Annotated in this window: 25 protein-coding genes; 16 read left to right on the plus strand and 9 right to left on the minus strand. The window is 33.8% G+C overall.

The window, feature by feature from the left end:
• Nucleotides 1-38: 38 nt before the first annotated feature.
• Nucleotides 39-3,029 carry a LamG-like jellyroll fold domain-containing protein gene (locus tag BXU01_RS02340; protein ID WP_083691523.1) on the minus strand — a complete coding sequence of 997 codons (2,991 nt, stop codon included), beginning with the start codon at nt 3,027-3,029 and terminating at the stop codon, nt 39-41.
• 418 nt (nt 3,030-3,447) lie between these two features.
• On the opposite strand from BXU01_RS02340, the gene BXU01_RS02345 reads away from it, so the two are divergent.
• From BXU01_RS02345 to BXU01_RS02375, 7 genes are all read left to right on the plus strand, one after another.
• Nucleotides 3,448-4,308, plus strand: a complete 861-nt coding sequence (locus tag BXU01_RS02345) for a mechanosensitive ion channel family protein (RefSeq protein ID WP_083691524.1) — start codon at nt 3,448-3,450, stop codon at nt 4,306-4,308.
• An 8-nt stretch (nt 4,309-4,316) separates the two neighbouring features.
• Nucleotides 4,317-5,159 carry a maleylpyruvate isomerase N-terminal domain-containing protein gene (locus BXU01_RS02350; protein ID WP_083691525.1) on the plus strand — a complete coding sequence of 281 codons (843 nt, stop codon included), beginning with the start codon at nt 4,317-4,319 and terminating at the stop codon, nt 5,157-5,159.
• 103 nt (nt 5,160-5,262) lie between these two features.
• Nucleotides 5,263-6,255 (plus strand): alpha/beta fold hydrolase, encoded by a 993-nt coding sequence (locus BXU01_RS02355; protein ID WP_083691526.1) that lies wholly within the window; start codon nt 5,263-5,265, stop codon nt 6,253-6,255.
• A gap of 113 nt (nt 6,256-6,368) precedes the next feature.
• The gene (locus tag BXU01_RS02360) at nt 6,369-6,758 is read left to right on the plus strand and encodes a DUF1398 domain-containing protein (protein ID WP_083691527.1); all 390 of its coding nucleotides are present in this window, start codon (nt 6,369-6,371) and stop codon (nt 6,756-6,758) included.
• Between the two features lie 42 nt (nt 6,759-6,800).
• Nucleotides 6,801-7,655: a sulfurtransferase gene (locus BXU01_RS02365; protein ID WP_083691528.1), complete on the plus strand. Its 855-nt coding sequence runs from the start codon at nt 6,801-6,803 to the stop codon at nt 7,653-7,655.
• Between the two features lie 106 nt (nt 7,656-7,761).
• Entirely contained in the window at nt 7,762-9,003 is a 1,242-nt protein-coding gene (locus tag BXU01_RS02370) for an ATP-binding cassette domain-containing protein (protein WP_083691529.1), read from the plus strand.
• Nucleotides 9,004-9,012: 9 nt separating this feature from the next.
• A complete protein-coding gene (locus BXU01_RS02375) occupies nt 9,013-9,627 on the plus strand; it encodes a hypothetical protein (RefSeq protein WP_083691530.1) in 615 nt (204 codons plus the stop codon).
• 178 nt (nt 9,628-9,805) lie between these two features.
• Here the strand turns inward: BXU01_RS02375 and BXU01_RS02380 are convergent, their stop codons facing one another.
• Together BXU01_RS02380 and BXU01_RS02385 are read right to left on the minus strand one after the other, a co-directional pair.
• Complete coding sequence (locus BXU01_RS02380; RefSeq protein ID WP_083691531.1) at nt 9,806-10,849, minus strand: RluA family pseudouridine synthase; 1,044 nt, start codon at nt 10,847-10,849, stop codon at nt 9,806-9,808.
• A complete protein-coding gene (locus tag BXU01_RS02385; protein ID WP_055098038.1) occupies nt 10,839-11,462 on the minus strand; it encodes a PASTA domain-containing protein in 624 nt (207 codons plus the stop codon). The genes BXU01_RS02380 and BXU01_RS02385 overlap by 11 nt, the downstream gene beginning before the upstream one ends.
• Before the next feature lie 412 nt (nt 11,463-11,874).
• Between BXU01_RS02385 and BXU01_RS02390 the strand changes: the two genes are divergently transcribed.
• The 4 genes from BXU01_RS02390 (at nt 11,875) to BXU01_RS02405 (ending at nt 15,019) form a co-directional block, all read left to right on the plus strand.
• Nucleotides 11,875-12,846 carry a D-alanine--D-alanine ligase gene (locus BXU01_RS02390; RefSeq protein ID WP_083691532.1) on the plus strand — a complete coding sequence of 324 codons (972 nt, stop codon included), beginning with the start codon at nt 11,875-11,877 and terminating at the stop codon, nt 12,844-12,846.
• A 193-nt stretch (nt 12,847-13,039) separates the two neighbouring features.
• Nucleotides 13,040-13,732, plus strand: a complete 693-nt coding sequence (locus BXU01_RS02395) for a DUF421 domain-containing protein (protein WP_083691533.1) — start codon at nt 13,040-13,042, stop codon at nt 13,730-13,732.
• A gap of 45 nt (nt 13,733-13,777) precedes the next feature.
• Nucleotides 13,778-14,236 carry a pantetheine-phosphate adenylyltransferase gene (gene coaD / locus BXU01_RS02400; protein WP_083691534.1) on the plus strand — a complete coding sequence of 153 codons (459 nt, stop codon included), beginning with the start codon at nt 13,778-13,780 and terminating at the stop codon, nt 14,234-14,236.
• 204 nt (nt 14,237-14,440) lie between these two features.
• Entirely contained in the window at nt 14,441-15,019 is a 579-nt protein-coding gene (locus BXU01_RS02405) for an alkylphosphonate utilization protein (protein WP_083691535.1), read from the plus strand.
• Between the two features lie 185 nt (nt 15,020-15,204).
• On the opposite strand, the gene BXU01_RS02410 is transcribed toward BXU01_RS02405, so the two are convergent.
• Complete coding sequence (locus BXU01_RS02410; protein WP_055098046.1) at nt 15,205-15,651, minus strand: hypothetical protein; 447 nt, start codon at nt 15,649-15,651, stop codon at nt 15,205-15,207.
• A gap of 357 nt (nt 15,652-16,008) precedes the next feature.
• Nucleotides 16,009-17,358 (minus strand): DEAD/DEAH box helicase, encoded by a 1,350-nt coding sequence (locus tag BXU01_RS02415; protein ID WP_083691864.1) that lies wholly within the window; start codon nt 17,356-17,358, stop codon nt 16,009-16,011.
• 249 nt (nt 17,359-17,607) lie between these two features.
• On the opposite strand from BXU01_RS02415, the gene BXU01_RS02420 reads away from it, so the two are divergent.
• A complete protein-coding gene (locus tag BXU01_RS02420) occupies nt 17,608-19,335 on the plus strand; it encodes a M14 family metallopeptidase (protein ID WP_083691536.1) in 1,728 nt (575 codons plus the stop codon).
• 318 nt (nt 19,336-19,653) lie between these two features.
• Here BXU01_RS02420 and BXU01_RS02425 read toward each other — a convergent pair whose 3' ends face one another.
• The 3 genes from BXU01_RS02425 to BXU01_RS02435 form a co-directional block, all read right to left on the minus strand.
• Nucleotides 19,654-20,130, minus strand: a complete 477-nt coding sequence (locus tag BXU01_RS02425; RefSeq protein ID WP_083691537.1) for a hypothetical protein — start codon at nt 20,128-20,130, stop codon at nt 19,654-19,656.
• Nucleotides 20,131-20,777: 647 nt separating this feature from the next.
• Nucleotides 20,778-21,197 carry a helix-turn-helix domain-containing protein gene (locus BXU01_RS02430; protein ID WP_083691538.1) on the minus strand — a complete coding sequence of 140 codons (420 nt, stop codon included), beginning with the start codon at nt 21,195-21,197 and terminating at the stop codon, nt 20,778-20,780.
• A 439-nt stretch (nt 21,198-21,636) separates the two neighbouring features.
• Complete coding sequence (locus BXU01_RS02435) at nt 21,637-22,239, minus strand: NUDIX hydrolase (protein ID WP_055098052.1); 603 nt, start codon at nt 22,237-22,239, stop codon at nt 21,637-21,639.
• A 7-nt stretch (nt 22,240-22,246) separates the two neighbouring features.
• Here BXU01_RS02435 and pyrE point away from each other — a divergent pair, with 7 nt between their 5' ends.
• Together pyrE and BXU01_RS02445 are read left to right on the plus strand one after the other, a co-directional pair.
• A complete protein-coding gene (pyrE, locus tag BXU01_RS02440) occupies nt 22,247-22,897 on the plus strand; it encodes an orotate phosphoribosyltransferase (RefSeq protein WP_055098053.1) in 651 nt (216 codons plus the stop codon).
• An 82-nt stretch (nt 22,898-22,979) separates the two neighbouring features.
• Entirely contained in the window at nt 22,980-23,372 is a 393-nt protein-coding gene (locus BXU01_RS02445; protein ID WP_083691539.1) for an orotate phosphoribosyltransferase, read from the plus strand.
• Between the two features lie 221 nt (nt 23,373-23,593).
• Here the strand turns inward: BXU01_RS02445 and BXU01_RS02450 are convergent, their stop codons facing one another.
• Nucleotides 23,594-24,334 carry a biotin--[acetyl-CoA-carboxylase] ligase gene (locus BXU01_RS02450; RefSeq protein WP_083691540.1) on the minus strand — a complete coding sequence of 247 codons (741 nt, stop codon included), beginning with the start codon at nt 24,332-24,334 and terminating at the stop codon, nt 23,594-23,596.
• Between the two features lie 93 nt (nt 24,335-24,427).
• Between BXU01_RS02450 and rsfS the strand changes: the two genes are divergently transcribed.
• Together rsfS and ftsH are read left to right on the plus strand one after the other, a co-directional pair.
• A complete protein-coding gene (gene rsfS / locus BXU01_RS02455; RefSeq protein ID WP_055098058.1) occupies nt 24,428-24,799 on the plus strand; it encodes a ribosome silencing factor in 372 nt (123 codons plus the stop codon).
• Nucleotides 24,800-24,814: 15 nt separating this feature from the next.
• Nucleotides 24,815-26,740: an ATP-dependent zinc metalloprotease FtsH gene (gene ftsH / locus BXU01_RS02460; RefSeq protein ID WP_055098060.1), complete on the plus strand. Its 1,926-nt coding sequence runs from the start codon at nt 24,815-24,817 to the stop codon at nt 26,738-26,740.
• Nucleotides 26,741-26,743: the final 3 nt, after the last annotated feature.

A 26,743-nucleotide genomic window follows, 5' to 3' on the forward strand; every position in this document is an offset into this window, starting at 1 on the left:
GAATTTGTAACGGTCTTTCTAGTTTATAAAGGTGATCCTTATTCTACAATAATTTTAAAATTGCTATTCAAATTCTCTCCTGAAACATTCAGCATATATATTCCGGATACTTTTTTATGGGCAATATTTAAGGTAAAATCCCCATTTCCGTCAGAAGAAATCTTTTCTTTTAGAATAATTTTCCCCGTCATATCGCTTAATGTAGCTGTTGCATATGATAAATTATAATCAGGAATAGCAATATGAAGCTGATCTTTTACCGGATTGGGGTATACAATTATATTACTTTTATTTTGACTGAATTTATCTGTACTCAAAAATACCTGCGTGTACAATCCCATTACTTCAGCAGCATTTAGCGGATAATTAAATAATTGAAGTTCATCAAACAAACCTTTATAGGGCGCTGGAGCAGTACCGGATGACAGTTCAAGTTCGCCAATATTGCCTATTATTAAATCTGTAGGTTCAGCAATGCCTGTAACTGCTGTTTCATCAAGTTCTGCTGAGAAAACACCATCTGTGTAAATTCTCATTTTATGGGCAATAATATCCCTCATAATAACCACATTTACCCAATTTCCAGTAAAATATTTTGCTGCAGCTGTAGTTACTTCTCTTTTTGTAACATCATCATCTATTGCAAACCGTAAAAGTCCGCCTTTGATTTCTATATTATATCTTTTGCCGGTTGCTCCTGTCGTAGCATTTTTTGTAAATGAACCCTTGCACAACACATAAATACTCGTTGCGGAGGAACTTGGCAATAGAGAAGGAGCAGCTTTCATCCAGAAAGAAACAGTAAACGAATTTTTATCAAATAATAAATAATCCTGATTTGGAATATTCACCAACGATTTATTACTAAGTGATGTCGAAAAATCGATCGCATTGTTTGCCTTTCCAGGAACTCTGACAGCGGCATTATCAAAAGAAATATCCAATACACCGTGATTTGCATAAGTTGTGATATCAGCAATTTGTTCTCCATCTAAGGCTGATTCTTTAAACGGCCAATGCCCCACAATTCCTGGTTGTATCGCACTAAAATTCCATACATCTCCCGTCGCAGTTCCTCTAGCATTCATTGCATCAATCCTCCAGTAATAATTTGTTGCAGCACTTAATCCTGTAACCTGATAAGATGGATTTGCAGAATATGCTACATCAGCCAGCTTGGTTAGGTTTGGAGGATTGGTACCAAAATATACCGCATAATTAAGCGTATTAGAACTTCCTGTCCATTTTAGACTCAAATTGCTATTTGCCAATTCTACAGTATGAGATCCAGCAGCAGGTGTTGGTATAGTTACTTTTGCCGGAGCAGATGGAATTGGCGGTGTTGTTATTGCAGCTACAGTATTATACACTGAAGATTCTGTGCTATTTGTAGCCTTAACACGATAATAATATTGCGTATCAGGAATCAAACCTGAATCATTATAAGTCGTAATATTAGCTCCTAATGTGGCAATTATCGTAAAGTCAGTTCCATTGGCAGAACGCTCTAAAACATAATGATCTTCATTTGCTGCATTATCACCCCAATTTACAGTAACTGAACTCGATGCCGGAACTTCGGTAGAAACCACATTCGTAAAAGTAATATCAGATGGTGGAATAATAAAATCCGGCGGAGTTTCGTTTGTCAATCCATTTATATAAACTTCAATATTCAGATAAGGTGCATGAGCTGCGCTTACCAATAAGGCATCCGGAACATTTTTATTCAAACCGTTTGCATCTTCCCATGCATCAGGCATTCCATCATTATCAGAATCAATTGGAGCCGGCGCGCCATAAACATGTCCCGCACCACCGTTTATAAAACCAAATTTTTGTGTTAAATCAGTTTGAACATACACATAAGTCGCTGTTGTTCCTTTAGACATTAAATCAGAAATCATTAGATTATCTACCTGATCACGTCTTGGGTACGAAGCCCCAACATTCAGCACTATTTTATTATAAGCATCCTGAGCCGTGAGTGTTGTATTTTTCATGGGATAATCATAAGGAGTCGATAATATAGTAGAGGCATCTCCGGTAGGATATCCTGTTAAGTCTGCCGGAACTATAGTGCCGTTTAAAATTCCATCCTTATTATTATCAAAATAATTCCCTGAACCGTACAAAGAGAAATTGTCATTTCCTCTGTTAAAAGGCGTCGAAATCGTAGTGCTGGTATTTGGACCGCCAATGAAATAATTATTGATAATATTAACATCAGATCTTCCTGCAGAATCTCCTCCCATAATATACGCATCGCCAGATTCTGTATGTCCGTAAGTATTGCCGTAATTGCCCCAATTATAAACTACATTGTTCACGAACTCATTAATTCCTTTTATTTTATTGTTGCGCGTTTTATTACAGATATACAAGTTCCCTATTAAACTTATTTTCCCTCCAGAAGGCTGCATCAAACCACCCGCCGAATGATTATGCCGATGTAATCCCTGACCAATAATCGAATTCTGAATCGTGATATTATCCGGGCTTACTCCTTTATTATCCCAATTAATAGAGAAAACTTCATCTGTTCCCCAGGTAAAAGTCATGTGATCAAAAATGAGGTTAGCACCATTTGATAATCCTGATGCATCCTGATTTTGAGCCGTGCCTCCATAACGAATCCGAAGATATCGGGCAATTGTATTACTGGCTCCGGAAAAAGTAACACGAGGGCCTAAAAATACAATTCCTTCTCCGGTTGCAGTTTGACCCGCAATGGTTGTATTACTTGCCACAACAACCTGAGTTTGCAAATTTACAATGCCACCAACTCTAAAAATTACAAATCGGCCTTCCTGGCTAACGGCATCTCGAAATGATCCCGGTCCGTTGTCATTTAAATTAGTTACTAAATAAATTTGAGGATTTGCAGCACCTCTTGCTCCTGTAGTAAACCTGCCAAAACCTGTAGCTTCAGGAAATGCAAGTGTTTGAGCATCGCAAATGTGTACAAAAAATGTACAAATTATAAAAATTTCAAGAGCATGCGTAAAGGTTAAAATTCTTTTTTTCATGATAAATTGGTTAATTTGGTTAAATAGTTATAACCAAATTAGCAATATCACTAAAAGAGACCGTCCTGCCCTATCCTGATTTACATTATTAATTATCAACACATTATATAATTCATAATAATATAGAAACCACATTAAATGAAAATAACTTAAAATTAAAAAAACATTCATTTTACATGATTTACTTTAAAAAATGTAACAAAAATTAATATTATTACAAAGTAAATAACCCAAATTCATTATATCCTCTTTTTGATTTAAAATGGAAATTAAAAAATTAACACTTCCTGCAAACTATTGAAATAACTATACCTTCAAAGATGTAAAACTTCGTAAATTAGCTTAAAACTGAAATTCTCACTTATTTATTAAATTCAAAATGATAGTATTTGGATTTTTTATAAAAACTTAAATCTTTATGATCGACTTTTCAAAAGACTTTAGAATAGCTATAATAATTGCCATAATCGCCTTTACAACAATTGTTTTAGGCGCTTTGACCGAGAAAATTTTACGCTATTTTTTATATCGAAAATTAACCGATAAAGAATATGACGCAACAGGTTTCAGGTTTTTAAAACATTTAATCATTACCGTAATTTATATTTTAGGCTTTGCTTTTGCCCTCATACAAATTCCTGAATTCAAGATCATTGGCCATTCCTTTTTAGCAGGCGCAGGCGTTATTTCGTTAGTAGCTGGTTTAGCTTCCCAACAAGCTTTAAGTAATATTGTAAGCGGAATTTTTCTGGTGATTTTTAAACCTTTCCGAATCAATGATAAGATTACCATAAACAGTTTTGTTGGCACAGTTGAAGATATCAATTTGAGACAAGTCGTATTGAAAGATGCTGAAAACAACCGAATCATAATACCAAATTCTGTTATCAGCAATCAGATAATTGTAAATACCAATATGCATGATACCAAATGCTGTAAAATAATCGAAATAGGAATTGGTTATGAATCTAATATCGAGAATGCATTAGCCATCATGCAGGACGAGATTGCCAAACATCCTCTTTTTATTGATACCAGAACACCCGAAAATAAAAAGCAAAAAACACCTCTGGTCATTGCTCGTGTTGTGGCACTTGCAGATTCAAGCGTGACACTAAAAGCATGGGCATGGGCAAAAAACTCTACAGATGGTTTTGTGATGTATTGTGATTTATTGCAAAGCATTAAAAAACGTTTTGATGAGGCTAATATTGATATTCCTTATCCACAAAGGGTTGTGACTTTAAAAAATAAAGAAACAAACACTACTGAAAAATAACTCTAATTATGGCATCTCCAGAAATTGTTCCTATAAAAACAGTACACCTTTTTTCTATTTTAGACGACTTATTGATAGAACTCTTAAATTCGTTAACTGATGAAGAATGGAATATACAAACCGTTGCCAGAAAATGGACCGTAAAAGATATTGCTTCTCATTTGCTGGACGGAAATCTAAGAGGTTTATCGATATTAAGAGATGGTCATTTTGGAGAAAAACCAGAAAATATTAATTCCTATAATGATCTGGTTACATTTTTAAATCAGCTTAATATGAACTGGACAAATGCAACAAAACGATTAAGTCCGGTTGTATTAACTCAATTATTAGAAACAACAGGCAAGCAATATTCAGAACATTTATTGACATTAAATCCATTCGAAAATGCTGTTTTTTCGGTTGCATGGGCAGGAGAAGAAACCTCGTTGAACTGGTTTCATATTGCTCGTGAATACACTGAAAAATTTTTACATCAGCAACAAATTAGAGACGCCGTTGGAAAACAGGCACTTTTAATAAAGCCTTTATTTCATCCGTTCATCAGTACATTTATGTATGCATTACCTCATACCTATAAAAATGTAGCGACCGAAATTGGTACAATTGTAACGCTGATTGTAAATACAGAAATTGGTGGTCAATGGAATATTATTAAGCAAGAAAATGAATGGACATTTACAGAATCGTCAAGTACAGAACCAAGTGCAATTATAAAAATTGATCCTTATGATGCATGGTTATTATTTTCTAAAGGAATGACTCCTGAGCAGGCAAAAGAAAAAGCAGAAATTACCGGAGATAAAAAACTAGCCGAAATTGCTTTAAATACCGTAGCAGTAATGGCATAATCTTTATATAGATATTTTCTGATAATTTTAAGATTTTATTTTTTGAATTTAAAAAGGTTAACTTTAATTTTATAAATACTCCAAAACCAAATACATTCAAAAGATGAAAAATATAAAAATTATAATTCTGTTGCTTCCTTTCTTATGTTTTTCACAGCAAGAAAATATAAAAGCACTCGATATCAACTTAACGAATTATGAATATCCTTTTACAGTACAATTTTTAGAATTGAGCAATCAGCGTCAATATCTTAAAATGGCCTATATGGATATTAAACCTGAAAATTATAATAATAAAAATATTGTTTTACTGCATGGTAAAAATTTCAATGGCGCTTATTGGGAAACTACTATAAAAGCCTTGACTAAAGAAGGTTTCAGAGTTATTGTTCCAGATCAGATAGGATTTGGGAAATCATCTAAACCAGACAATTTTCAATATACATTTCAGCAGCTTGCAGAGAATACAAAAAAACTATTAGATCATTTAGGAATCGAAAAAGCAACTATTTTAGGACATTCCATGGGCGGAATGTTGGCCACAAGATTTGCTTTAATGTATCCGGAAACTACACAAAAATTAGTATTAGAAAACCCAATTGGTTTAGAAGACTGGAAACTGGTTGTGCCATACAAACCTGTAGATTGGTGGTACGAATCTGAATTAAAACAAAACTATCAAAACATAAAAAGCTATCAAATGGCAAACTATTATGATGGCAAATGGAATGCCGATTTTCAAAAATGGGCAGAACTTTCTGCAGGCTGGACCACTGCTCCGGATTATACAAAAGTTGCCTGGAATTCTGCGCTTATGTATGACATGATTTTTACACAACCCGTTTTATACGAATTTAAAAACATCAAAAGTCCAACACTTCTAATCATTGGTACAAGAGATAAAACCGCCATAGGAAAACCTTTGGTATCTGAAGAAATAAGAAAAACGATGGGTAATTACATGGAACTGGGCAAAAAAACGCAAAAAGCAATACCAAATGCAAAATTGGTAGAAGTGCCAAATACCGGACATTTACCACATATCGAATCTTTCGATCAATTTATAAAACCATTAATCGTATTTTTGAAATCATAATTTTTTTATGCGACCAATTACACGAATTAGCACTAATTTTTTATTCAAAATTGTTAATTATTATTCGTGACAATTCGTGACAACCCTTAACTTTAACTTTAAAACTAAAACACATGTTTACAATCGAGCAAATAAAAGAAGCACATGCCAAAGTACAAAGCGGTGCAGATTTTCCAAATTATATACAAGACCTAATCATTTTGGGCGTAAAAGGTTACGATACTTACGTTAACAATGGAAACGTTGAATATTACGGAGTAAATAATTACAAAGTTTCTGCAGATGAGAAATATCCTGAAATTCAGGTTGCCCCTGTTGCCAATAAAGAACGTTTTATCGAATTTCTGGTAATGCACCAGGATGGTCAAACAGACTACTTAACATTTTGCCAACATGCAGCGCAATCCGGAATTGCAAAATGGCGCGTTGATATCATCGAAATGACTTGTACTTATTACGACAAAGCAAATAATGAAATATTGATCGAAAAAATCCCCGGTTAATACATCACAGCTATTGTTTCTGAACAAAAATGAATTTGTAAAATGTCAAACAAATTATCTCCCATTATAAATCCGGAAGAACTTTTAACACTAAAAGATTCTTCTAGCGTTATATTAGTTGATGCCAGAGCAGGAATTAATGCCGAAGAAAACTATCAGAACAAACATCTAAAAGGCGCGCGTTATGTAGATTTGAATCGGGATCTGGCAACAGTTGAAAATCCCGCAAACGGAGGAAGACATCCTTTACCATCACTTGAAAAATTTTCTGAAGTACTTTCTAAAATCGGAATTTCACCATCAAGTCATGTTGTAATTTACGATGATAAAAACGGATCAAATGCTGCGGCGAGATTTTGGTGGATGCTACGCGCAATTGGTCATGAAAAAGTCCAGGTTTTAAACGGAGGTTTACAAGCTGCGATAAAAACTGGTTTTCCTGTAAGTTCAGAATTAGAAACTTTTGAACCTATAGAAAAATATACAGTTACAGAATGGAAATTAGCACAAGCCGATATCGATGAAGTCGAAAAAGCCCGAAATAACGAGGAAAGTATAGTAATTGATGTAAGAGATAAAAATCGTTTTGATGGCTTAACAGAACCACTTGATTTAATCGCAGGACATATTCCGGGCGCCATAAATATTCCTTTTAGTGAAAACTTAAACGAAGATGGATTTTACAAGTCGCCAGAAGTTTTAGCAGAGAAATATGCTGAAATTACAGGAGATAAAAATCCTGAAAATATAATTGTGCATTGCGGTTCAGGCGTTACAGCGTGTCATACTTTACTCGCGATGGATTATGCCGGACTTCCAATACCTAAACTTTATGTAGGTTCCTGGAGCGAATGGTCGAGAAACGATCGCGAATTGGCAACAAAAGAAATAGAATAAATTAAAAAACTTTCTATTTGCCACAGCTTAAAAAGATTAAAAGGATTCATCTTTTTAAGCTGTGGCAAAAAAATTATTAATCTGTCTACATAAATAATATTTTAAAATGCAACATTGGGATATCCTTTTATCAAATCACGTAAATAAAAAAGCTTTTATAGATACATTACTTTCTGGCGAAGCCAAAGGAGAATTAGCCATTTTTAACAATCAAAACGGCATTTTGTTTTCTGACATTGCCATTGAAAAATTCATCGAAAAAGAATATCAATACGATACTGTAGAAGCAGCTCCGGAATCCCACAGGCAATTAAGAACTTTTTCATCAGGAGAACGCAAAAAAGAGTTTCTGAAATACTGTATCAATCAAAAACCGGATTTTATCATTTTTGATAATCCTTTTGATCATTTAGATCAGGCTTCGCGTGTAATTTTAGCCGACTCCTTAAAAGATTTAACGCAAGATATAGCCATAATTCAAATTGTAAACCGTGTGGTCGATGTTTTAGCTTTTGTTCCCAACAAAGCACAGATTAAAGACAATACGTTTGAATTACATCCTCTTTCACAAACCCAAAATCATTTTAAAACCCTCAATACAGCAGCAATTCCAAAAGCGATTGAGCCACATTCCTTTCACGAAAGTGTATTAATAAAAATGGAAAATGTATCTGTTAGTTATGATGATCGCAAAATTGTGGACAACATTTCCTGGACAATAAAACAAGGTGAATTCTGGCAATTGATTGGCCCGAATGGTTCCGGAAAAAGCACCATTTTATCTTTGATTACAGGAGACAATTCAAAAGGTTTTGGGCAGAACTTACATTTGTTTGGAAGAAAAAAAGGAACCGGCGAAAGTGTTTGGGACATCAAAAAACAAATTGGAATCTTCACGACTTCTATGACTGATTTATTTCAGAAAGGACATACTTTAGAAGAAATGATCCTTTCCGGTTTTTTCGATTCTATCGGGCTTTATATTGAGCCAACAACGCATCAAAAACAAATCGTTACACAATGGCTCGAAGTAATTGAAATGACAAGTTTAAGAAAAAAACGTTTTATAGATCTCTCAATTGGTCAGCAAAGAGTTGCTTTGATTGTTCGCGCCGTTTTAAAACATCCGCCATTATTAATTTTAGACGAACCAGTAGAAGGCTTAGACGACGAAAATGTCGATTTGGTCATTCAGCTTATCAATACCATTAAACAAGAAACGAATGTTAGCATTTTGTACGTATCACATCGTATCGAAAGTGGCCTTGCTCCTACTTCGGTTTTTGAGCTTTTACCAAATTCAACAGGCTCAATTGGTAAAATAAAATACCATTCTGAGCTAAACTAAAACACAAAAATGAAAATTAAATATATCTTATTATTAGTATTATCACTAATAATCACTTCTTGTTGCGGAACAATTTCTACCGCAAAGAAAGAATATAATATAGACAAAACCACAACATTAAAATCAGAATGGAACTCAAATCCCAAAGAATGGTTTCTGGAAAAAGACACCTTAACAGGAACTGGCGGACCAATGCATTGGGGCGTAATAGAATCTAAGAAAAAACTCCCTGAAAATTATGAAATCGATTTTAAAGTAAACATGACAAGAGAATCTCTTTTTGAAGTAATGCTCAACATCGATAAAGAAAATTACATCAGAACATACCTTTATCAAATAGATCAAAATATTGTGATAGGCCGAGGTGTTTATAACAAAAATAGCGATGAATACGGCAAACGTGGCGGACCTACTTTGTTTAAAAAACCCATGAAATTAGAAAATAACAAATGGTATGCTGTAAAAATAAGAGTTACAAATAATCAACTATACTTTTCCGTCAATAACGAAACTTTCTTAGAATGTTCTCTTGAAAAAAGCAATCTCAGCCAACAAGGCAAACTAGGTTTCTTAACCAATGGCGAAGCAAAAGTTATAGATCTAAACATTAAAACTTTTCAATAAAAATTATTTGAACCATTAAGAAATTAAGAAAAATTAAGCTAAAATCTTAACTGACTTAATATCTTAATGGTAAAAAAGATAACACCAAATAGTAAACAAAAAAAGCTCCAAATTGGAGCTTTTTTATACGAGAAAATCTTTTTTCTATTCTCTTTATTCTAAAATCTAATTTCTAAAATTAGTTCTCCTCATCTTCCATATTATGCGTTTTTCCATAATTACGCCATTTCTCGATACAATCCTGAAAATCCTGAGGTAATTCAGTATCAAAACGCATCATTTCGCCCGTGTTAGGATGTACAAAACCAAGAGTCTTAGCATGAAGCGCCTGACGTGGCAAAGCTTTAAAACAATTGTCTATAAACTGTTTGTATTTTGTAAACGTAGTTCCTTTCAAAATCAAATGACCACCATAACGTTCATCATTAAAAAGCGGATGCCCAATATGTTTCATATGCGCACGAATCTGGTGTGTTCTTCCCGTTTCTAGTTTACAGGAAATCAGGGTCACATAACCAAAACGTTCCAAAACTTTATAATGTGTAATCGCAGGTTTCCCAATTTCAGGATCTGCAAAAACAGCCATTTGCATGCGGTCTTTTAAGTGTCTGGCAAGGTTTCCTTCGATTGTTCCTTCCTCTTCGGCAACATTACCCCAAACAAGGGCAATATACTCACGCTCAGAAGTTTTAGCTTCAAATTGTTTTGCCAAATGAGTCATTGCAGCTTCTGTTTTCGCCACAACCAAAAGTCCGGACGTATCCTTATCAATTCTATGAACCAATCCAGGGCGTTCGCTGCTGTTCATTGGCAAATTATCAAAATGATGTGCCAAAGCATTCACCAAAGTTCCGGTATAATTACCATGACCAGGATGCACCACCATTCCGGGTTCTTTATTAATCAGCAACAAGGCATCATCTTCATAAACGATATTCAACGGAAGATCTTCCGGAAGAATATGATTCTCAAAAGGCGGATGCGTTAACATAACCGTCACTACATCAAACGGTTTAACTTTATAATTTGATTTTACCGGAATATCATTTACGAAGATATTGCCTTCAGTTGCGGCGTTTTGAATTTTGTTTCGCGTCGCATTCTGAATCAAATTCATTAAATACTTGTCAATACGCAAAAGCGCTTGACCTTTAGGGACTTCAAATCTAAAATGTTCGAATAATTCGTCTTCCAGATCTAAATTTTCATTATTATTGTTCATCTTTTGGGGTTTCAGTAGTTGGCGCAGCTAAACTGTCTGTCGCCTGACTTTCATCTACATACGTTGCTTTTCCGTCTCCTAAAACCAAGTCGATTTTAGAAGCTTTAAGCACGCGGTCTCCTACTTTTAAGTTTCTACCTTTATAACGCATCTCCAGAACCATATCTTTTCCAAGATTTGGGATATAAGTAATCGTTCCCTGTTCAAGCCCTAAAGCCTTTAAAGTAGGAACAGCCTCACGATATGTTTTCTCGATTAAATCCGGAATTTTAACAGACGAAAATCCAGATGCATTAATTTTAATATATATTTTTCTTCCCACTTTTACCATGGTTCCCGGCAACGGATCTTGCTCAACAACACTGTATTTAGGAAATTCACTTCGGTAATCAACACTATCCAAAAGGACGTAATCCAAGTCTAATTCGTCCAATTTTGATTCTACCTGCTCCTCAGTTAATTTAGATAAATTAGGAACGGCAATTTCGTGTCCATGATCAGTTGTAAAAGTCAGCCAATGCATAAACAAATAACCTAAAACTGCAATGATAGCAGCCGCGATTAGTATTTGTACAAAAAATACACGGCTCGTTAAATACTTACGTAAACTCATAAATTTATTTTTAGTTGTGGCAAAGATAAAGCTATTTCGTTTCAAAAAAAATGATAATTTTGTTTTAAACAAGAAAGTCGCATGATTGTCATCCTGAGCGAAGTCGAAGGATAATTTTCAGGAGCTGTTTCCTGCTGTCCGCTGTATCTTTTATGCCGAACCCCGGCAAAAAAGGATGCCGCTCCCATCAGGGCTAGAAATTTAGGTTTCATGAAGATATTTTAAAACTCTCTTCACAATTTTGTCAGACTGAGCGAAGTCGAAGTCCCGCAAAGTGATTCAGCATAAGTAACTTCGACTCCGCTCAGTCTGACAAACAAAACGAATAAAAAACAAGTAATAAAACTTCATGGAATTCAAGGCAAAAACCCTGAAACCTGAAACAAAATAAAACTTTAAACAAAAATATAGAATGAAAAACATAGCCATTATCATGGGCGGATATTCAAGCGAATATAAAATTTCTCTTATCAGCGGAAACGTCGTTCACCAATATCTTGACAAAACAAAATACAACGGATTCCGTATTCATATTTTTAAAGAAAAATGGGTTTATGTAGACGAAAACAATGCTGAATATGCTATTGATAAAAATGATTTTTCTGTAACTGTAAACGATCAGAAAATTACTTTCAACTGTGTTTTCAACGCTATTCACGGAACTCCTGGCGAAGATGGATTAATGCAGGCTTATTTTGAATTATTAGGCATTCCGCAATCGTCTTGCGATTATTATCAGGCGGCACTTACCTTTAACAAACGTGATTTGTTATCGGTTTTAAAACCATACGGAATAAAAACAGCAATCTCTTATTACTTAAATAAAGGAGATGTTATCAATACAGCCGAAATAGTAAAAAAAGTAGGATTGCCGTGTTTCGTAAAACCAAATAAAGCCGGATCAAGTTTCGGAATCTCAAAAGTAAAATCTGAAGCCGAATTGCCAATCGCCATCGAAGTAGCGTATAAAGAAGATAATGAAATTATCATAGAAAGTTTCCTTGACGGAACCGAAGTTTCTGTTGGAGTAATCAACTATCAGGGAGAAATTAAGGTTTTACCAATCACTGAAATTGTTTCTGATAATGATTTCTTTGATTATGAAGCTAAATACGAAGGAAAATCACAAGAAATTACACCAGCCAGAATTTCAGACGAACTAACACAAAAAGTAGGAGAAACTGCCAAACGTGCTTACGAAGTCCTGAAAATGAAAGGCTTTTCAAGAAGCGAATTCATAATCGTAGACAACGAACCGTATATGCTGGAAATGAACACAATTCCGGGTTTAACTACAGAAAGTTTGATCCCGCAACAAGCAAAAGCAGCCGGAATATCTCTCGAAGATTTATTTACCAACGCAATTGAGTTAGCTTTAGTTTAAAGTTACTAAGGTTCTGAGATTCTAAGTTACTGAGATCTCAGAACCTTATTTTTTAACCCAATATTGTCAGACTGAGCGATCCCGAGTCTTCGGGAGAAAAGCCGCAAAGTGAGCAAACCACAAATGATCCTTACTCGACCAAACTAAAAAACTTAGCAACTCAGAACCTTAGAACCTTAGAACCTCAAAAAAAATGAAAGAAATCTTTGAATGGAATAGAGTATTTTACAACGATCTTCCGCAAAATTTTGCTCTGGAAGTAATATTTCGTTCTACAGTTATGTTTATTATTTTACTGCTAACCTTAAAACTGGCAGGAAAACGAGGTGTAAAACAATTATCAATTTTCGAAACCGTAATTATCATAGCTTTAGGATCTGCAGCAGGAGACCCTATGTTTTATGAAGATGTTGGGATTGTACCGGCAGCAATCGTGTTTACGGTAATTATTATTTTATATCGTTCCGTAACGTGGCTTACCGGAAAAAGCAAAAAATTTGAAGAATTTATCGAAGGTAAAACCGAATGTTTAATCAATAATGGTAAATTTTCGATTGCAACTTTCAAAAAGGAAAGCCTTGCGCAAGATGAGTTTTTCTCTGAACTTCGCATAAAATCTATTGAACATCTGGGACAAATAAAACATGCTTTTATAGAAACCAGCGGAGAAATAAGCGTCTTTTTTTATGAAGATCAGGAAGTAAAATACGGATTACCAATTCTACCCGGAGCATTCAATAAAAAAAGCAAAATCATCGAAAATGATGGTATTCACGCCTGTACTTTCTGCGGACATACCGAAGAACAAAAATCAGGAACTGCAAAATGCGAAGTCTGCCAAAAAGAAGAATGGGTTCCGGCTATAAATACAAAAAGGATTACTTAAAAATCAAATTCAAAAAAAAAGCTTTTGAATCTTAAAAGAAAAAAAATGAGAAAAGCCATATTTCCTGGATCATTTGACCCAATTACACTTGGACACGAAGACATTATAAAAAGAGGAATTTCTCTTTTTGATGAAATTGTAATCGCCATTGGTGTAAATGCCGAAAAAAAATACATGTTTTCACTGGAAGAAAGAAAACGTTTTATTGAAGAAACATTCAAAGACGAACCAAAGATTTCGGTTATTACTTACGAAGGTTTAACTATTGATTTGGCAAAAAAGCAAAAAGCCAATTTCATTTTAAGAGGTTTGCGTAATCCTGCTGATTTTGAGTTCGAAAAAGCCATTGCACATACCAACAGAAAACTTTCTAAAATCGAAACTGTATTTTTATTAACCGCTGCAAGTACATCTTATATAAGTTCAAGCATTGTTCGTGATGTATTGCGAAATGGGGGCGAATACGAAATGTTGGTTCCGGATGCGGTTAGGGTGAAGAAATAATAAACATACACATTGCGAGGAACGAAGCAAAAACACTACTCTATTTTGTTCTAATTAAAACCTAGCAAATGAGATTTCTTCGTTCCCCGCAATGAAAAAATCTGTTTCAATCCGTAAAATCCGTGGCCCAAACCACTTCAAAACATAAACTTGCCAGCGAAGCAAATTATAAGTAATTTCGCATTTTAAAATAAACACCAAATAATGAGCATCGAAAGAGAATTAAACAAACGCAGCGGATCTAAATGTGAACTTTGTGGAGCCGAAGAAAACCTAAAAGTATATCAGGTATTACCAACTCAAAAAGGCGGTCTTGATGAAAGCATAATGGCATGTAGTACGTGTATTGATCAAATTGAAAACCCGGATAATGTCGATTTAAATCACTGGAGATGTCTTAACGACAGTATGTGGAATGAAAACGTTGCTGTACAAGTTGTTGCCTGGAGAATGTTAAGCCGTATGCGTGCTGCCGGTTGGCCTCAGGAATTATTAGACATGATGTATTTAGACGAGGATACTCTGGCCTGGGCGCAAGCAACTGGAGAAGGTGAAGACGACGAAAACAAAATCATTCACCGCGATAGTAACGGCGTAATTTTAGAACACGGAGATTCTGTAGTTTTAATCAAAGATCTTAAAGTAAAAGGATCAAGTATGGTTGCCAAACAAGGAACTGCTGTTCGTAACATTCGTTTAGACCACGAAAATGCGGAATATATTGAAGGAAAAGTAGACGGTCAGCAAATTGTAATTATTACACAATACGTGAAGAAAATATAAGTTTTCAGTCGCAGTATTCAGTTTTCAGTCGCAGTTGTCGCAACAAACTGAAAACTGTGACCGGAAACTGTAAACTAAAAAAAAGGCTATTCAAGATTTGAATAGCCTTTTTTAATATTATTTAATGTTTCATGACAAAGATATAACTTGAAACAAATTAAACCTGAAACCTGAAACTAAAAAATTTATTTTTGAAATAATTTATTAATCTGATCTTTTACAAATGGCTCAGAAACACTGCTTGTAGCAGAAGAAGCTTCTTTAGAAGAAACCATAAACTGAACTGTAGCTTTCTCAGGAATAACACTTCCTGTGTAATGCAACCAAATATAGTTATTAGGTAATTCTAATTTAATATCATATAAAGGGCTTGCAGTAAAACCGTTTACAATAATACTATAAAGGCTATTATAATCATTATTTACATTTTTAAATGTAAACTTTCTTAAGCTTGAAGATTCGTCATCATTTTGAATACTAGTATAATAAACAGTATACTCATCTCCTATTTTTTGAATATAGTTGTTATTTACTTTTCCTAATCTTTCAACTGGAACGGTTTCAAGAACTTTGATTTGTGCAAAAGACACAAAACTAAACATCAAAATAGCAATCGTAATAATTCTTTTCATAATTAATTTGGGGTTTATTATTTACGGGCACAAGAAACGCAGAAAATATGATAAATTAAAGTCTTAGTCGTTAATTTATTAACAATAGATTAAGAAGTTATTTTAAAACCGTTTTACGACTATAACAACCTATAATTAAATTACTGAATTTCAATAATTTAAAACTTAATTCAAAACATAAAAAGTATAACCAAAATAATTCAAAATCATAAATTTAAAGTCTCAAAAACGTCATAAAATCCTGATTTTTGCACTACAATACTCGCTTTTAAACTATATAAAAGCGCATGTATGATAAAGATTTGCGACAAAAAAATTGAAAGCTTATTCTAAACGTAAATAAAATTTAAAAAAATATTATTTCTCTTCTTCCTTTTTTACCACTTTGCGGGCAACTTCAATTTTAAATTTCTTGCCTTTCATTTTCTCATCTTTAATATTATGAAGCAAGTCTTTTACTTTATTGAATTTTACCGCTGCAAACGAAATAAAGTCTTTTACCTCGATTAAACCTAAATCGCCTTTCTCCAGTTTTCCTTTTTGAGAAAAGAAACCAACAATATCAATTTTATTCAGTTTTGTTTTCTTTCCGCCACTAATATAAATAGTTTGATATTCTGGTGGTTTTGGTAAAGTTGTTGCGTTTTCAACCTTTAAAACTTCCATTCCATAGTCGATATAATCTAATTGTTTTTCACTTTCATGAATGATAATATACGCCGTTCCAGAAGCTTGCATACGTGCTGTACGACCGTTACGATGTGTAAATTCATCTTCTTTAAGCGGTAAATGATAATGAATTACGTGTTTCATCTCCGGAATATCCAGTCCACGAGCCGCTAAATCAGTTGTGATTAAGTAGCTCATACTACCGTTTCTAAACTGGATCAAAGCACGTTCGCGTTCATCCTGATCCATTCCGCCATGATAATAAGTAGCGTAAATTCCTTTTTCGTTCAAAGTATCACTAATACGTTCTGCCGCATCACGATGATTACAGAATATAATAGCCGATTGCGATTTCAACGAACAAATCAAATTAAACAAACTTCCTAATTTGTCTTTAGAAGGCGAAACAATCATTTTCATCGAAAGATTCGTTTTCTCTTCCTGCTCCGGAATAAAATCCAAAACCGTAGGATTTACGACTCTTGTATATCTTGGAATCTCAATATCTGAAGTTGCCGAAACCAAAACACGTTTGTTCAGTTTCGTCAATTTACCAATGATATAAGACATTTGCTCATGGAAACCCAATTGCAATGATTTATCAAATTCGTCCAGAATTAAAGTCTGAATTTTATCTGTTCTAAAAGTATCTCTGTCAATATGATCTGCAATTCTTCCCGGCGTTCCTATTAAAACTGCTGGTGGATTGCTAAGGTTTTTAATTTCAGTATCAATCGAATGTCCGCCATAACAAATGTTTACTTTGTATTGCGTTCCCATTTTTTTCCAAACCTGCTCGATCTGCAAACCCAATTCGCGCGAAGGCACTAAAATCAAGCACTGAACCGAAAGTATCTCAGGTTGTAATAACTCTAAAACAGGCAGTAAAAAAGCCAGTGTTTTTCCTGATCCTGTAGGCGAAAGTAGTAATACATTGTTATCGTTTAAAATTGCGTCTTGAGCAACTTCCTGCATTTCGTTTAGGCTTTCGATTCCTAAATTCAAAAGTATGTTGTTGGAATGGTGATTTTTATTCATTTTGCAAAAGTAGGTAAAAAAAGTTGTTTCAGGTTTTTCTGTTTTCAAGTTTCATGTTTATATACAAATAGTAAAAATGTTTCCCGTAGATTTTGCAGATCTGGCAGATTAATTTTTAATAAATAAAAAATCCACTCAATCTGCAAAATTTGCGAGAGAAAAAAACTCAAAGCATTTCAACCTGAAACCTGAAACAAATAAAACCTGAAACAAAATTTCTATATTTGATTTCTATTTAAAACCAAAATCATGAGATTTTTCACCATTATCATTTCACTTTTTACGCTTACCATTTTCGCTCAAAACAATAAAAAATACGATACTTTTTTTGAGAAAGGAAACGGAAATCAATCTGCTTCTTATGCAGAAACCATTGCTTATTTTAAACTTTTGGCAAATGATTTCCCTACGATTCAAATGAAAGAAATGGGCTTAACAGATTCTGGAGAACCTTTGCACATGATTGTTTACAATCCCGACAAGGAATTTGATTTTGAAAAAATCCAAAAAAACAAAGCAGTTCTTTTTATCAATAACGGAATCCACGCCGGAGAACCTGACGGAATCGACGCCACAATGCAATTTTATAGAGATCTTGCAACTGGGAAACTAAAAGCACCCAAAAATACGGTTCTGGTTACGATTCCGGTTTATAATATTGGCGGAGCTTTAAATAGAAATTCGACTACAAGAGCGAATCAGGACGGACCGGAAATTTATGGATTTAGAGGAAACGCCAGAAACTATGATTTAAATCGCGATTTAATGAAATCTGACACTCGAAATACAAAGAGTTTTGTCGAAATTTTCCAGAAAATAAATGCCGATGTTTTTATTGATAATCACGTGAGTAATGGCTCAGATTATCAATACAAACTGACTTATATTATGACGCAACATAATAAGTTAGGAACTGTTTTGGGTGATTTCCTGAATAACGAAATGATGCCGGCACTAGTAAAAGATTTACAACAAAAAAAGATTGAAACTACGCCATATGTAGATTCTTTTAAAGATACACCGGACAAAGGTTTTGGTCAGTTTGTTGATAGTCCGCGATATACAACCGGTTATACTTCGTTGTTTAATACAATTGGTTTTGTAGTAGAAACACATATGCTTAAAAAATATGCCGAACGTGTAAAAATGACGTACGAATACACCAAATCGACTTTGGATTTTACAGATGCTAATTATCAAAAAATCAAAGCGCTTCGTGTGAAAAATTTAGAGCAATATCAGCCTAAAAAGCCCTATACTTTAAAATGGGAATTAGACAGTACAAAAGCAACCACATTTTCGTTTTTAGGATATGAAGCAAGCTACAAAAAAAGCGAAGCCACAACAGGAAATCGCTTGTATTATGACCGAAGCAAACCATACAAAAAAGATGTTCCGTATATCAAGGAATTCAAATCAGTAAAAGATGTTGTTATTCCGTCTGCTTATATCATTCCGCGTGGTTATTGGAATATTATTGATCTCCTGAAGAATAACAATATCAGTTATTCTCAGCTTAAAAACGATACAATTATAGCAGTCGAAAGCTATAAAATTGCTGATTTTAAAACGGTTCAAAATGCTTACGAAGGACATTATTTGCATTACAATACAACCTTAAATTCTAAAGTTATAAAAATGGCTTTCGCCAAAGGTGACTATGTAGTTTCAACAAACCAAAAAGGGGTAAAATATTTAGTTGAAGCTTTTGAGCCAGAAGGTGTTGATTCGTTCTTTAACTGGAATTTCTTCGATCCTATTTTACAGCAAAAAGAACATTACTCAGAATATATTTTTGAAGATACGGCTGCAAAACTTCTAAAAGAAAATCCAGTCCTAAAAGCCGAATTAGAAACTAAAAAACAAAACGACCGCGAATTTGCTAAAAATGCTGAAGCACAATTAAGCTGGATTTATAAAAATTCTGTCCATTATGAAAAAGCGCATTTGCAATATCCTGTTTATCGTGTTTTGTAGGTTTTTGCAACCGGTAAGATTTTTTAATTTTTGATTGTGTTGAAAAACACAAAGCTTTATGTTTAGAGCTTTTAAAGTTTTAAACTTTGACAAAGATGGATGAGAAAAATTAAATTTAATTGTATTTCGGTTTATTACTGTGCGAAGTCTCCCGACTTTGTACACGTTCCTATATTCCATTCCGATCTTTTTATTGTACGAATATTGAAGTTCATTTAACGACATAGCCCCCACAAAAATAAGCTAATAGTAATCGGTAATATAGATGAAGTTTTTATTCATACAAAAAAATATCCAAACTTGGATATTCTTACTTGTTTACTTTTTTGCGTAATTGAATAATGTGTAATCTATTCCTTTGATTTTTACTGTATTTACTACATTTGTATTGTCTAAAATTATTCTGTCAATTTTTTCCTGTTCAAAGTCAGAATCTTTAATAATAACATTAAACTCATTCAATTTAGCTTGTTCCAACAATTCCAAATTATCAGCATTTACAAAATTATACTTCCAAACGTCCTCAATTATAAAATATTTTAATATAAAAGTGTTTGACTTATTAATAACTTCCAAATCATTTATTGAGTGAAGTTGTATCTTAGAAGCATTAAGATCATAAAAAAAGGCATCAATACCATCAATCAGCAAATAGTTACTGTCTTGTAGATTTAATATTTTAGTATTATTATCAATTATTTTAAACCCAGTCAATTCCAATTCACTAAGATGAGGTATTATTAAATTGTGTAATTTGATTTTAATTTTATCGATACTTGCAGGCGTATTACTCATCGTTTTCTTTTTTTAATTAGTTTTTACAAAATTACATTATTTTCAGTAAATTCAGACAACCCCATTCAATTGATATTTCTGTATTTGATAACAAACACCCTTCCACGAATTGTTCGCAATTGCTGTGCGAAGCCTCCTGACTTCGTACACGTTCCTATATTCCATTCCGTTTTTTTTGATCCTCTTTGTGAATTATTGTAGTGGGTACGAAGTCAGGAGACTTCGCAAAGCAATCAGCAAAGTGAACATTTTGTAGATCTGGGTGTTTAGAAACGCTTTGCTCGAAATGAAACTTTCGCCCTTACAGGGCTAAACAATAATCGTAATTTTATCATAGTGCTTTGCACCATGCTATTGCTAAAGCTCTTTCAGAGCAAAAAAATCTGATAGTTATTTTTAAGTACGATGGAGAAAACATAGTTTTAAATAATAACATTAAACTAAATAGCATAAAAAGCCCGATGAATACAAATTCATCAGGCTTTTTAAATTCTACAAAGAATAAAAAAACTTTTTATCCTTCAATATATTTTGTAAAAACTCATCCGATAGCGATAACCAAAACGTTGAGCCAAATAGCACAAAAAAAGCCTAATAAACGTAAACTCTTATTAGGCTTTTTTTTAAATTCTACAAAGAATAAAAAACTATTTATCCTTCAATATATTTTGCAAAAACTCAACTTTCTCTTTTTCAGCCTGAACTAAACGTTCGTACAATTTTTTATTTTCTTCATAAGCTTCAACTAACTTATCGAGTGGATTAAAATTACAAGTATTATTGGTTCCGAAATTAGTTCCATGACTTCCACTATTATCGTAGAAATTATTAAAAAAATTAATTGCAGCTTCGTCTGAAAAATTTTTAAGCGCTTCAACACTTACTCCCAAGGCTTTTGCTACTTCTGCAAGTCTTTCGTCATCGATGGTTTCGCTGTTTTCAAGAGCCGATATAGTTTGTTGGCTAGTTCCTAAAGCTTGTGCCAAAGCTTCTTGCTTCATGTCACGAAGTTCACGAATTCGGCTAATTTTTCGCCCTATATGATTTTGTTTTGTTAGTGTGCTCATAATTCAAAGATACTGTTAAGGGTAATAATAGGCAATAGATAAAAAACAAATTTTGTGATGTACGATACCAACAAAATGATTTGTATACTAACAATGTATTACTTATTGTACTAAACAAAAATACGATTTTTGAGACATGAAATAGTTAAAATGAGAAATTATAAAACGCTTGACTTCTAGCAAAAAAACCTAAAACGTGAAACTTTAAACAAATTTTCTACTCAAAGTGCAGCTTTGCGTGAGGGATAGAGCTAAGCTACCGAAGTAGCAGCGAAAGCCCGACAGCAATTAAAAAAAGACCTAATGAACGCAAAGTTCATTAGGTCTTTTTTTAATTGGTGGCACGCCCAAACTATGCTTCTAAGTCGCTAAGTCACTAAGATTAGAAAATCTGTATTCTATTTTTTATAATCTTGCTTCTTGATTCTTTCTTCTTCTTCTAAGAAACTGTATTCTCTTCTTCAAACAATAATTTAATGTTTTCGTAGGAGTTTTTTAAGGCTTCCTTGATTTGCTCGGGGTTTAACCAGGCTACTTTTTCGATGCCTTCTTCGGCTTGACCATGAGGAATTCCGTCAAAATCTGATTGCATTTCGAACCAATGTGTGATTTTGAGTTTGTATTTTCCGTTGCGTTTAAAAACGTGGTAGGTTTTTTCGAGTTTATTGGTGATTCTAAGCTTGCCTACTCCGGTTTCTTCTTCGACTTCACGCATTGCGGTGTCTTCAATTTCTTCTCCTTTTTCGATTCCGCCCTTTGGTAAATCCCATTTTCCGTTCCTGAAAATAAAAAGAACCTCGCCTTTTTTATTGTATACAAGTCCTCCACCCGCTTTGTTTACAGGGATTTTGGCCTTGAGCGTCTTCATAATTTCCTTTTCGTCAGGATAATACAAATAAGCCTTTTGAATTTTATTTTGAAACATTTTGACTATAAGATGCTCGATATCAATACTCTCTAACAAGAATAATTGAAAATCAGTCTCTCTCGAGATCTCATTTGTCAAAAAAAGTGGTTTGTCGTTCACAAAAACTTTATACATTTGTACTATGATTTTTAATAAAGATACTGCCGAAAAAACAGCCGAATTGCTTTTGCAAATAAATGCAATTAAATTGAATCCCGAAAATCCTTTTACATGGGCTTCTGGTTGGAAATCTCCTATTTATTGCGATAATAGGTTAATTCTTTCATTTCCTAGCATCCGAAACTATGTTCGTGATGAGTTTGCGAAAAATATTGAAAAACAATTTGGGAAACCAGATGTGATTGCCGGTGTTGCCACTGGTGCTATTGGAGTTGGGATTCTTGTTGCTGAAAGCCTTGGATTGCCATTTGTATATGTGCGTCCGGAAGCCAAAAAACACGGAAGGCAAAATCAAGTGGAAGGTTTTTTACAAAAAGGTCAAAATGTTGTTGTTGTCGAAGATTTAATAAGCACAGGAAACAGCAGTTTGATGGCTGTAGAAGCTTTACGTAACGAAGGCGCCAATATAAAAGGAATGGCAGCAATTTTTACTTATGGCTTTAATGTTGCCGAAGAGAATTTTAAAAATGCTAATATCGATTTGTATACGCTAAGTAATTACGAAAACTTACTGGACTTAGCGGTTCAAAAACAATACATTACAGAAGATCAGCAATCGACTCTTTTAGAATGGAACGAGAGTCCATCTACCTGGGGACAAGAAGAAGAGTAATTTTAGATTTTAATTAAACATAAAGCTTTCAGTCCCGATTGGGATTACGGTTAAAAAACAATAAAAGTTAAATAAAAAAAATATGAACTTAGAAAGTCCAAAAGTTACTGTTCAGAAATCAGCTCAAGATTTATTTGATTTATTGACTGATGTTAGGAATTATGAAAAATTAATGCCGGATAATATCGCTAAATTTGAAGTGATTGGCGAAGATGCATTTATCTTTGGATTAAAAGGCATGCCGGAAATAAAACTTAAAATGAAGGATAAAACAGCACCAAACAAAATTGTTCTGGGAGCTGCAAGTGATAAACTTCCTTTTACTTTGGTTTCGAATATCGATAGTATTTCAGATAACGAAAGTGCTGTACAACTACAATTCGATGGCGAATTTAATGCGATGATGGCTATGATGATCAAAGGGCCAATTAGTAAATTCATTGAGACTCTGGCCAATAACATGACAAAACTATAATTAATTATTAATGGTAAATTGTTAATTGTTAATTCTCGAATTACATAAAATTTAAAAGCCTGATTTTACAATCAGGCTTTTTTTATGATCGATTTTTTTTTAACGTAACAATTGTCATTTCGAAGAATGAGAGATGGAGGCGTTATTTGACTTTAATAGTAAAGGAAAAACCTTTGAACCTTAGTCACTTTCCCCCTTTGAACCTTTGAATGAACCTTCCTCTAATAAAGCATCTGAACTTCCTTGATTTCAAACTCTGAAATAGAATCATCTTCCAGTAAAATTTGAATTTTTCCAACGCTCGAAACGCCTTGAATCATTCCCATAAAGTTTTGCCCGTCTGAGTCTGGATGAAGGTTTTTGAATGGCATTGGAACTCCTTTTTTAAATAAAGTATTAAAATATTCTTTCCAGAAATCTGCCGAATTATTTTTCCAGGATTCAATTTTGTCTTGTATTTTTTCGACAATTAAAAAAGGCAAAGCATCTTTGTCAAAATCTTTTTTACAAATTGCTTTTAAAGATGTCGCAAGTGGCAAATGCTCATAATTTATCTGATTTACATTGAGCCCAATTCCGACAACTGACACGATCCTGCCATCACTTTTGATGGTATTTTCGATAAGTATGCCACCAATCTTTTTGTTGTATGACATAATGTCGTTAGGCCATTTTATACATAAATCAGGAATATTCAATGATTTTAAAGCATCGATTACACTTAAGGAAACTATAATACTTAGATTAAAAACCTGTTCGTTATCATACAGAAAATCCTTTACCAAGACACTCATAATTAAGTTTTTACCTGATTCTGACTGCCATTTAGAACCCATCTGTCCTTTTCCTTTTGTCTGATTTTCAGCAGTTACAACGGTAAAATTATCGAGTTCATCCTGACTTGCCAATGATTTAAGGAAGTCATTTGTAGAATCTATGGCATCGAGTTTGATTAGTTTCATTAAAGTAATTTAATTAACTTAATTTAATATTTTGTTAAGGTTCAAAAATAATCACAAAATTTGGTAACTTTACAAAATCATATAAAATAATTCATGGCGAAAAAGACTATTAATAATGATGTTCTATTGGCGAACATAATCAAAGGGATTGAAGAAGTAAAAGGAAATGATATCGATATTCTTGATTTACGAGATATAGATACGGCAGTTTGTGACTATTTTGTCATTTGTAACGGAAACTCAAATACCCAAGTTAACGCCATTGTAAACTCAATACAAAAAACAGTATCTAAAGACTTAAAAGATAAACCGTGGCACGTAGAAGGAACCGATAATGCAGAATGGGTTCTTATGGATTATGTGCACATCGTTGTACATGTTTTCCAGAAACACATTCGTGAATACTACAATATCGAGAGCCTTTGGGGTGACGCCAAAATAACTACAATCGAAAACAAATACTAAAAGAAACTTTCTCTAATGGCTAAAGATAATAATCCAAATCCGAGTAAATTTAAAATAAGTCCTTGGTTAATATACACCGCAATACTTCTAGTTTTTTTATTTATAAGTTTTGCAACCGGAGGATCTAACTTAAGCGAACCAGCTCAATTAACCTCTTCTAAATTTAATGTTTTATTAGAAAAAGGTCAGATTGAAAAAGTTATTGTTTACAATAAAGCTGAAGCTGAGGTATATTTAAATGCTGCTGCGCTTAAAGATGCAGCTAATAAAAAAGTAGCTAAAGATATATTCGAAAGACCAAATAAAGGTCCTCACTATACTTTGGAAATAGGTAACGACCAGATTTTTCAAACTAAATTAGAAAAAGCAGTTGGCGAAGGCAAACTGAAAGATTTTAATTTTCTTCAAAAAAATAACTGGAGCGATATTCTAATTAGCTTACTTCCTATCATCATCATTATTGGTGTTTGGATTTTTATTATGCGTAAAATGTCAGGTGGCGCTGGTGGCGGTGGCGGACAAATTTTTAACATTGGAAAATCTAAAGCTAAATTGTTTGATGAGAAAACTGACATCAAAACTACATTTAAAGATGTTGCAGGTTTAGAAGGTGCTAAAGAAGAAATACAAGAAATTGTAGAATTCCTTAAAAATCCTGAAAAATATACCAACTTAGGAGGTAAAATCCCTAAAGGTGCATTACTTGTAGGACCTCCGGGAACTGGTAAAACCTTATTGGCAAAAGCAGTTGCAGGAGAAGCTCAGGTACCTTTTTTCTCGCTATCAGGTTCTGATTTCGTAGAAATGTTCGTAGGAGTTGGTGCTTCACGTGTTCGTGACTTATTTAAACAAGCAAAAGAAAAATCTCCTGCTATTATCTTCATCGACGAGATTGATGCTGTTGGTAGAGCAAGAGGAAAAAGCAATATGTCAGGCGGAAACGACGAAAGAGAAAACACATTGAACCAATTACTGACAGAAATGGATGGTTTTGGTACAAACTCAAACGTAATCGTTTTGGCTGCAACCAACAGAGCTGATGTTCTTGATAAAGCTTTAATGCGTGCGGGTCGTTTTGACAGACAAATTTTTGTTGACTTACCAGACATTCGCGAAAGAGCTGAAATCTTCAAAGTTCACTTAGCTCCTATTAAAAAAGTAGAAGGTCTTGACCTTGATTTCTTAGCAAAACAAACTCCGGGATTCTCTGGTGCTGATATTGCAAATGTTTGTAACGAAGCTGCCTTAATTGCTGCCCGTAACAACAAAACTGCTGTAGACAGACAAGATTTCTTAGATGCTGTTGACAGAATCATTGGTGGTCTTGAAAAGAAAAATAAAATCATTACTCCAGAAGAAAAAAGAGCAATCGCTATTCACGAAGCTGGTCACGCAACTGTAAGCTGGATGTTAGAGCACGCTGCACCACTTATAAAAGTAACTATTGTACCTCGAGGACAAAGTTTAGGAGCTGCATGGTACTTACCAGAAGAAAGACAAATCGTAAGAACAGATCAAATGTTAGACGAAATGTGTGCAACTATGGGCGGAAGAGCTGCTGAAAAGGTAACTTTTGACAGAATTTCGACTGGTGCATTAAGCGATTTAGAAAAAGTGACACGTCAGGCTCGTGCAATGGTAACAATTTACGGTTTGAATGAAAAAATTGGAAATGTTACGTATTACGATTCAACAGGACAAAGTGAATACAATTTCTCTAAACCATATTCTGACGAAACTGCTAAAGTAATTGACAAAGAAATTTCAGAATTAATTGAAGGTCAATACCAAAGAGCTATTCATATTCTTGAAGAAAACAAAGACAAGCTAAATCAATTAGCTGACATATTAATTGAAAAAGAAGTTATTTTTAAAGATGACTTGGAAACTATTTTCGGAAAACGAACTTTTGATAAAAATTTAGAAGAAGTGGTTTCGTAAATA

It is taken from the genome of [Flexibacter] sp. ATCC 35103 (assembly GCF_001975985.1).
Classification (GTDB): domain Bacteria; phylum Bacteroidota; class Bacteroidia; order Flavobacteriales; family Flavobacteriaceae; genus Flavobacterium.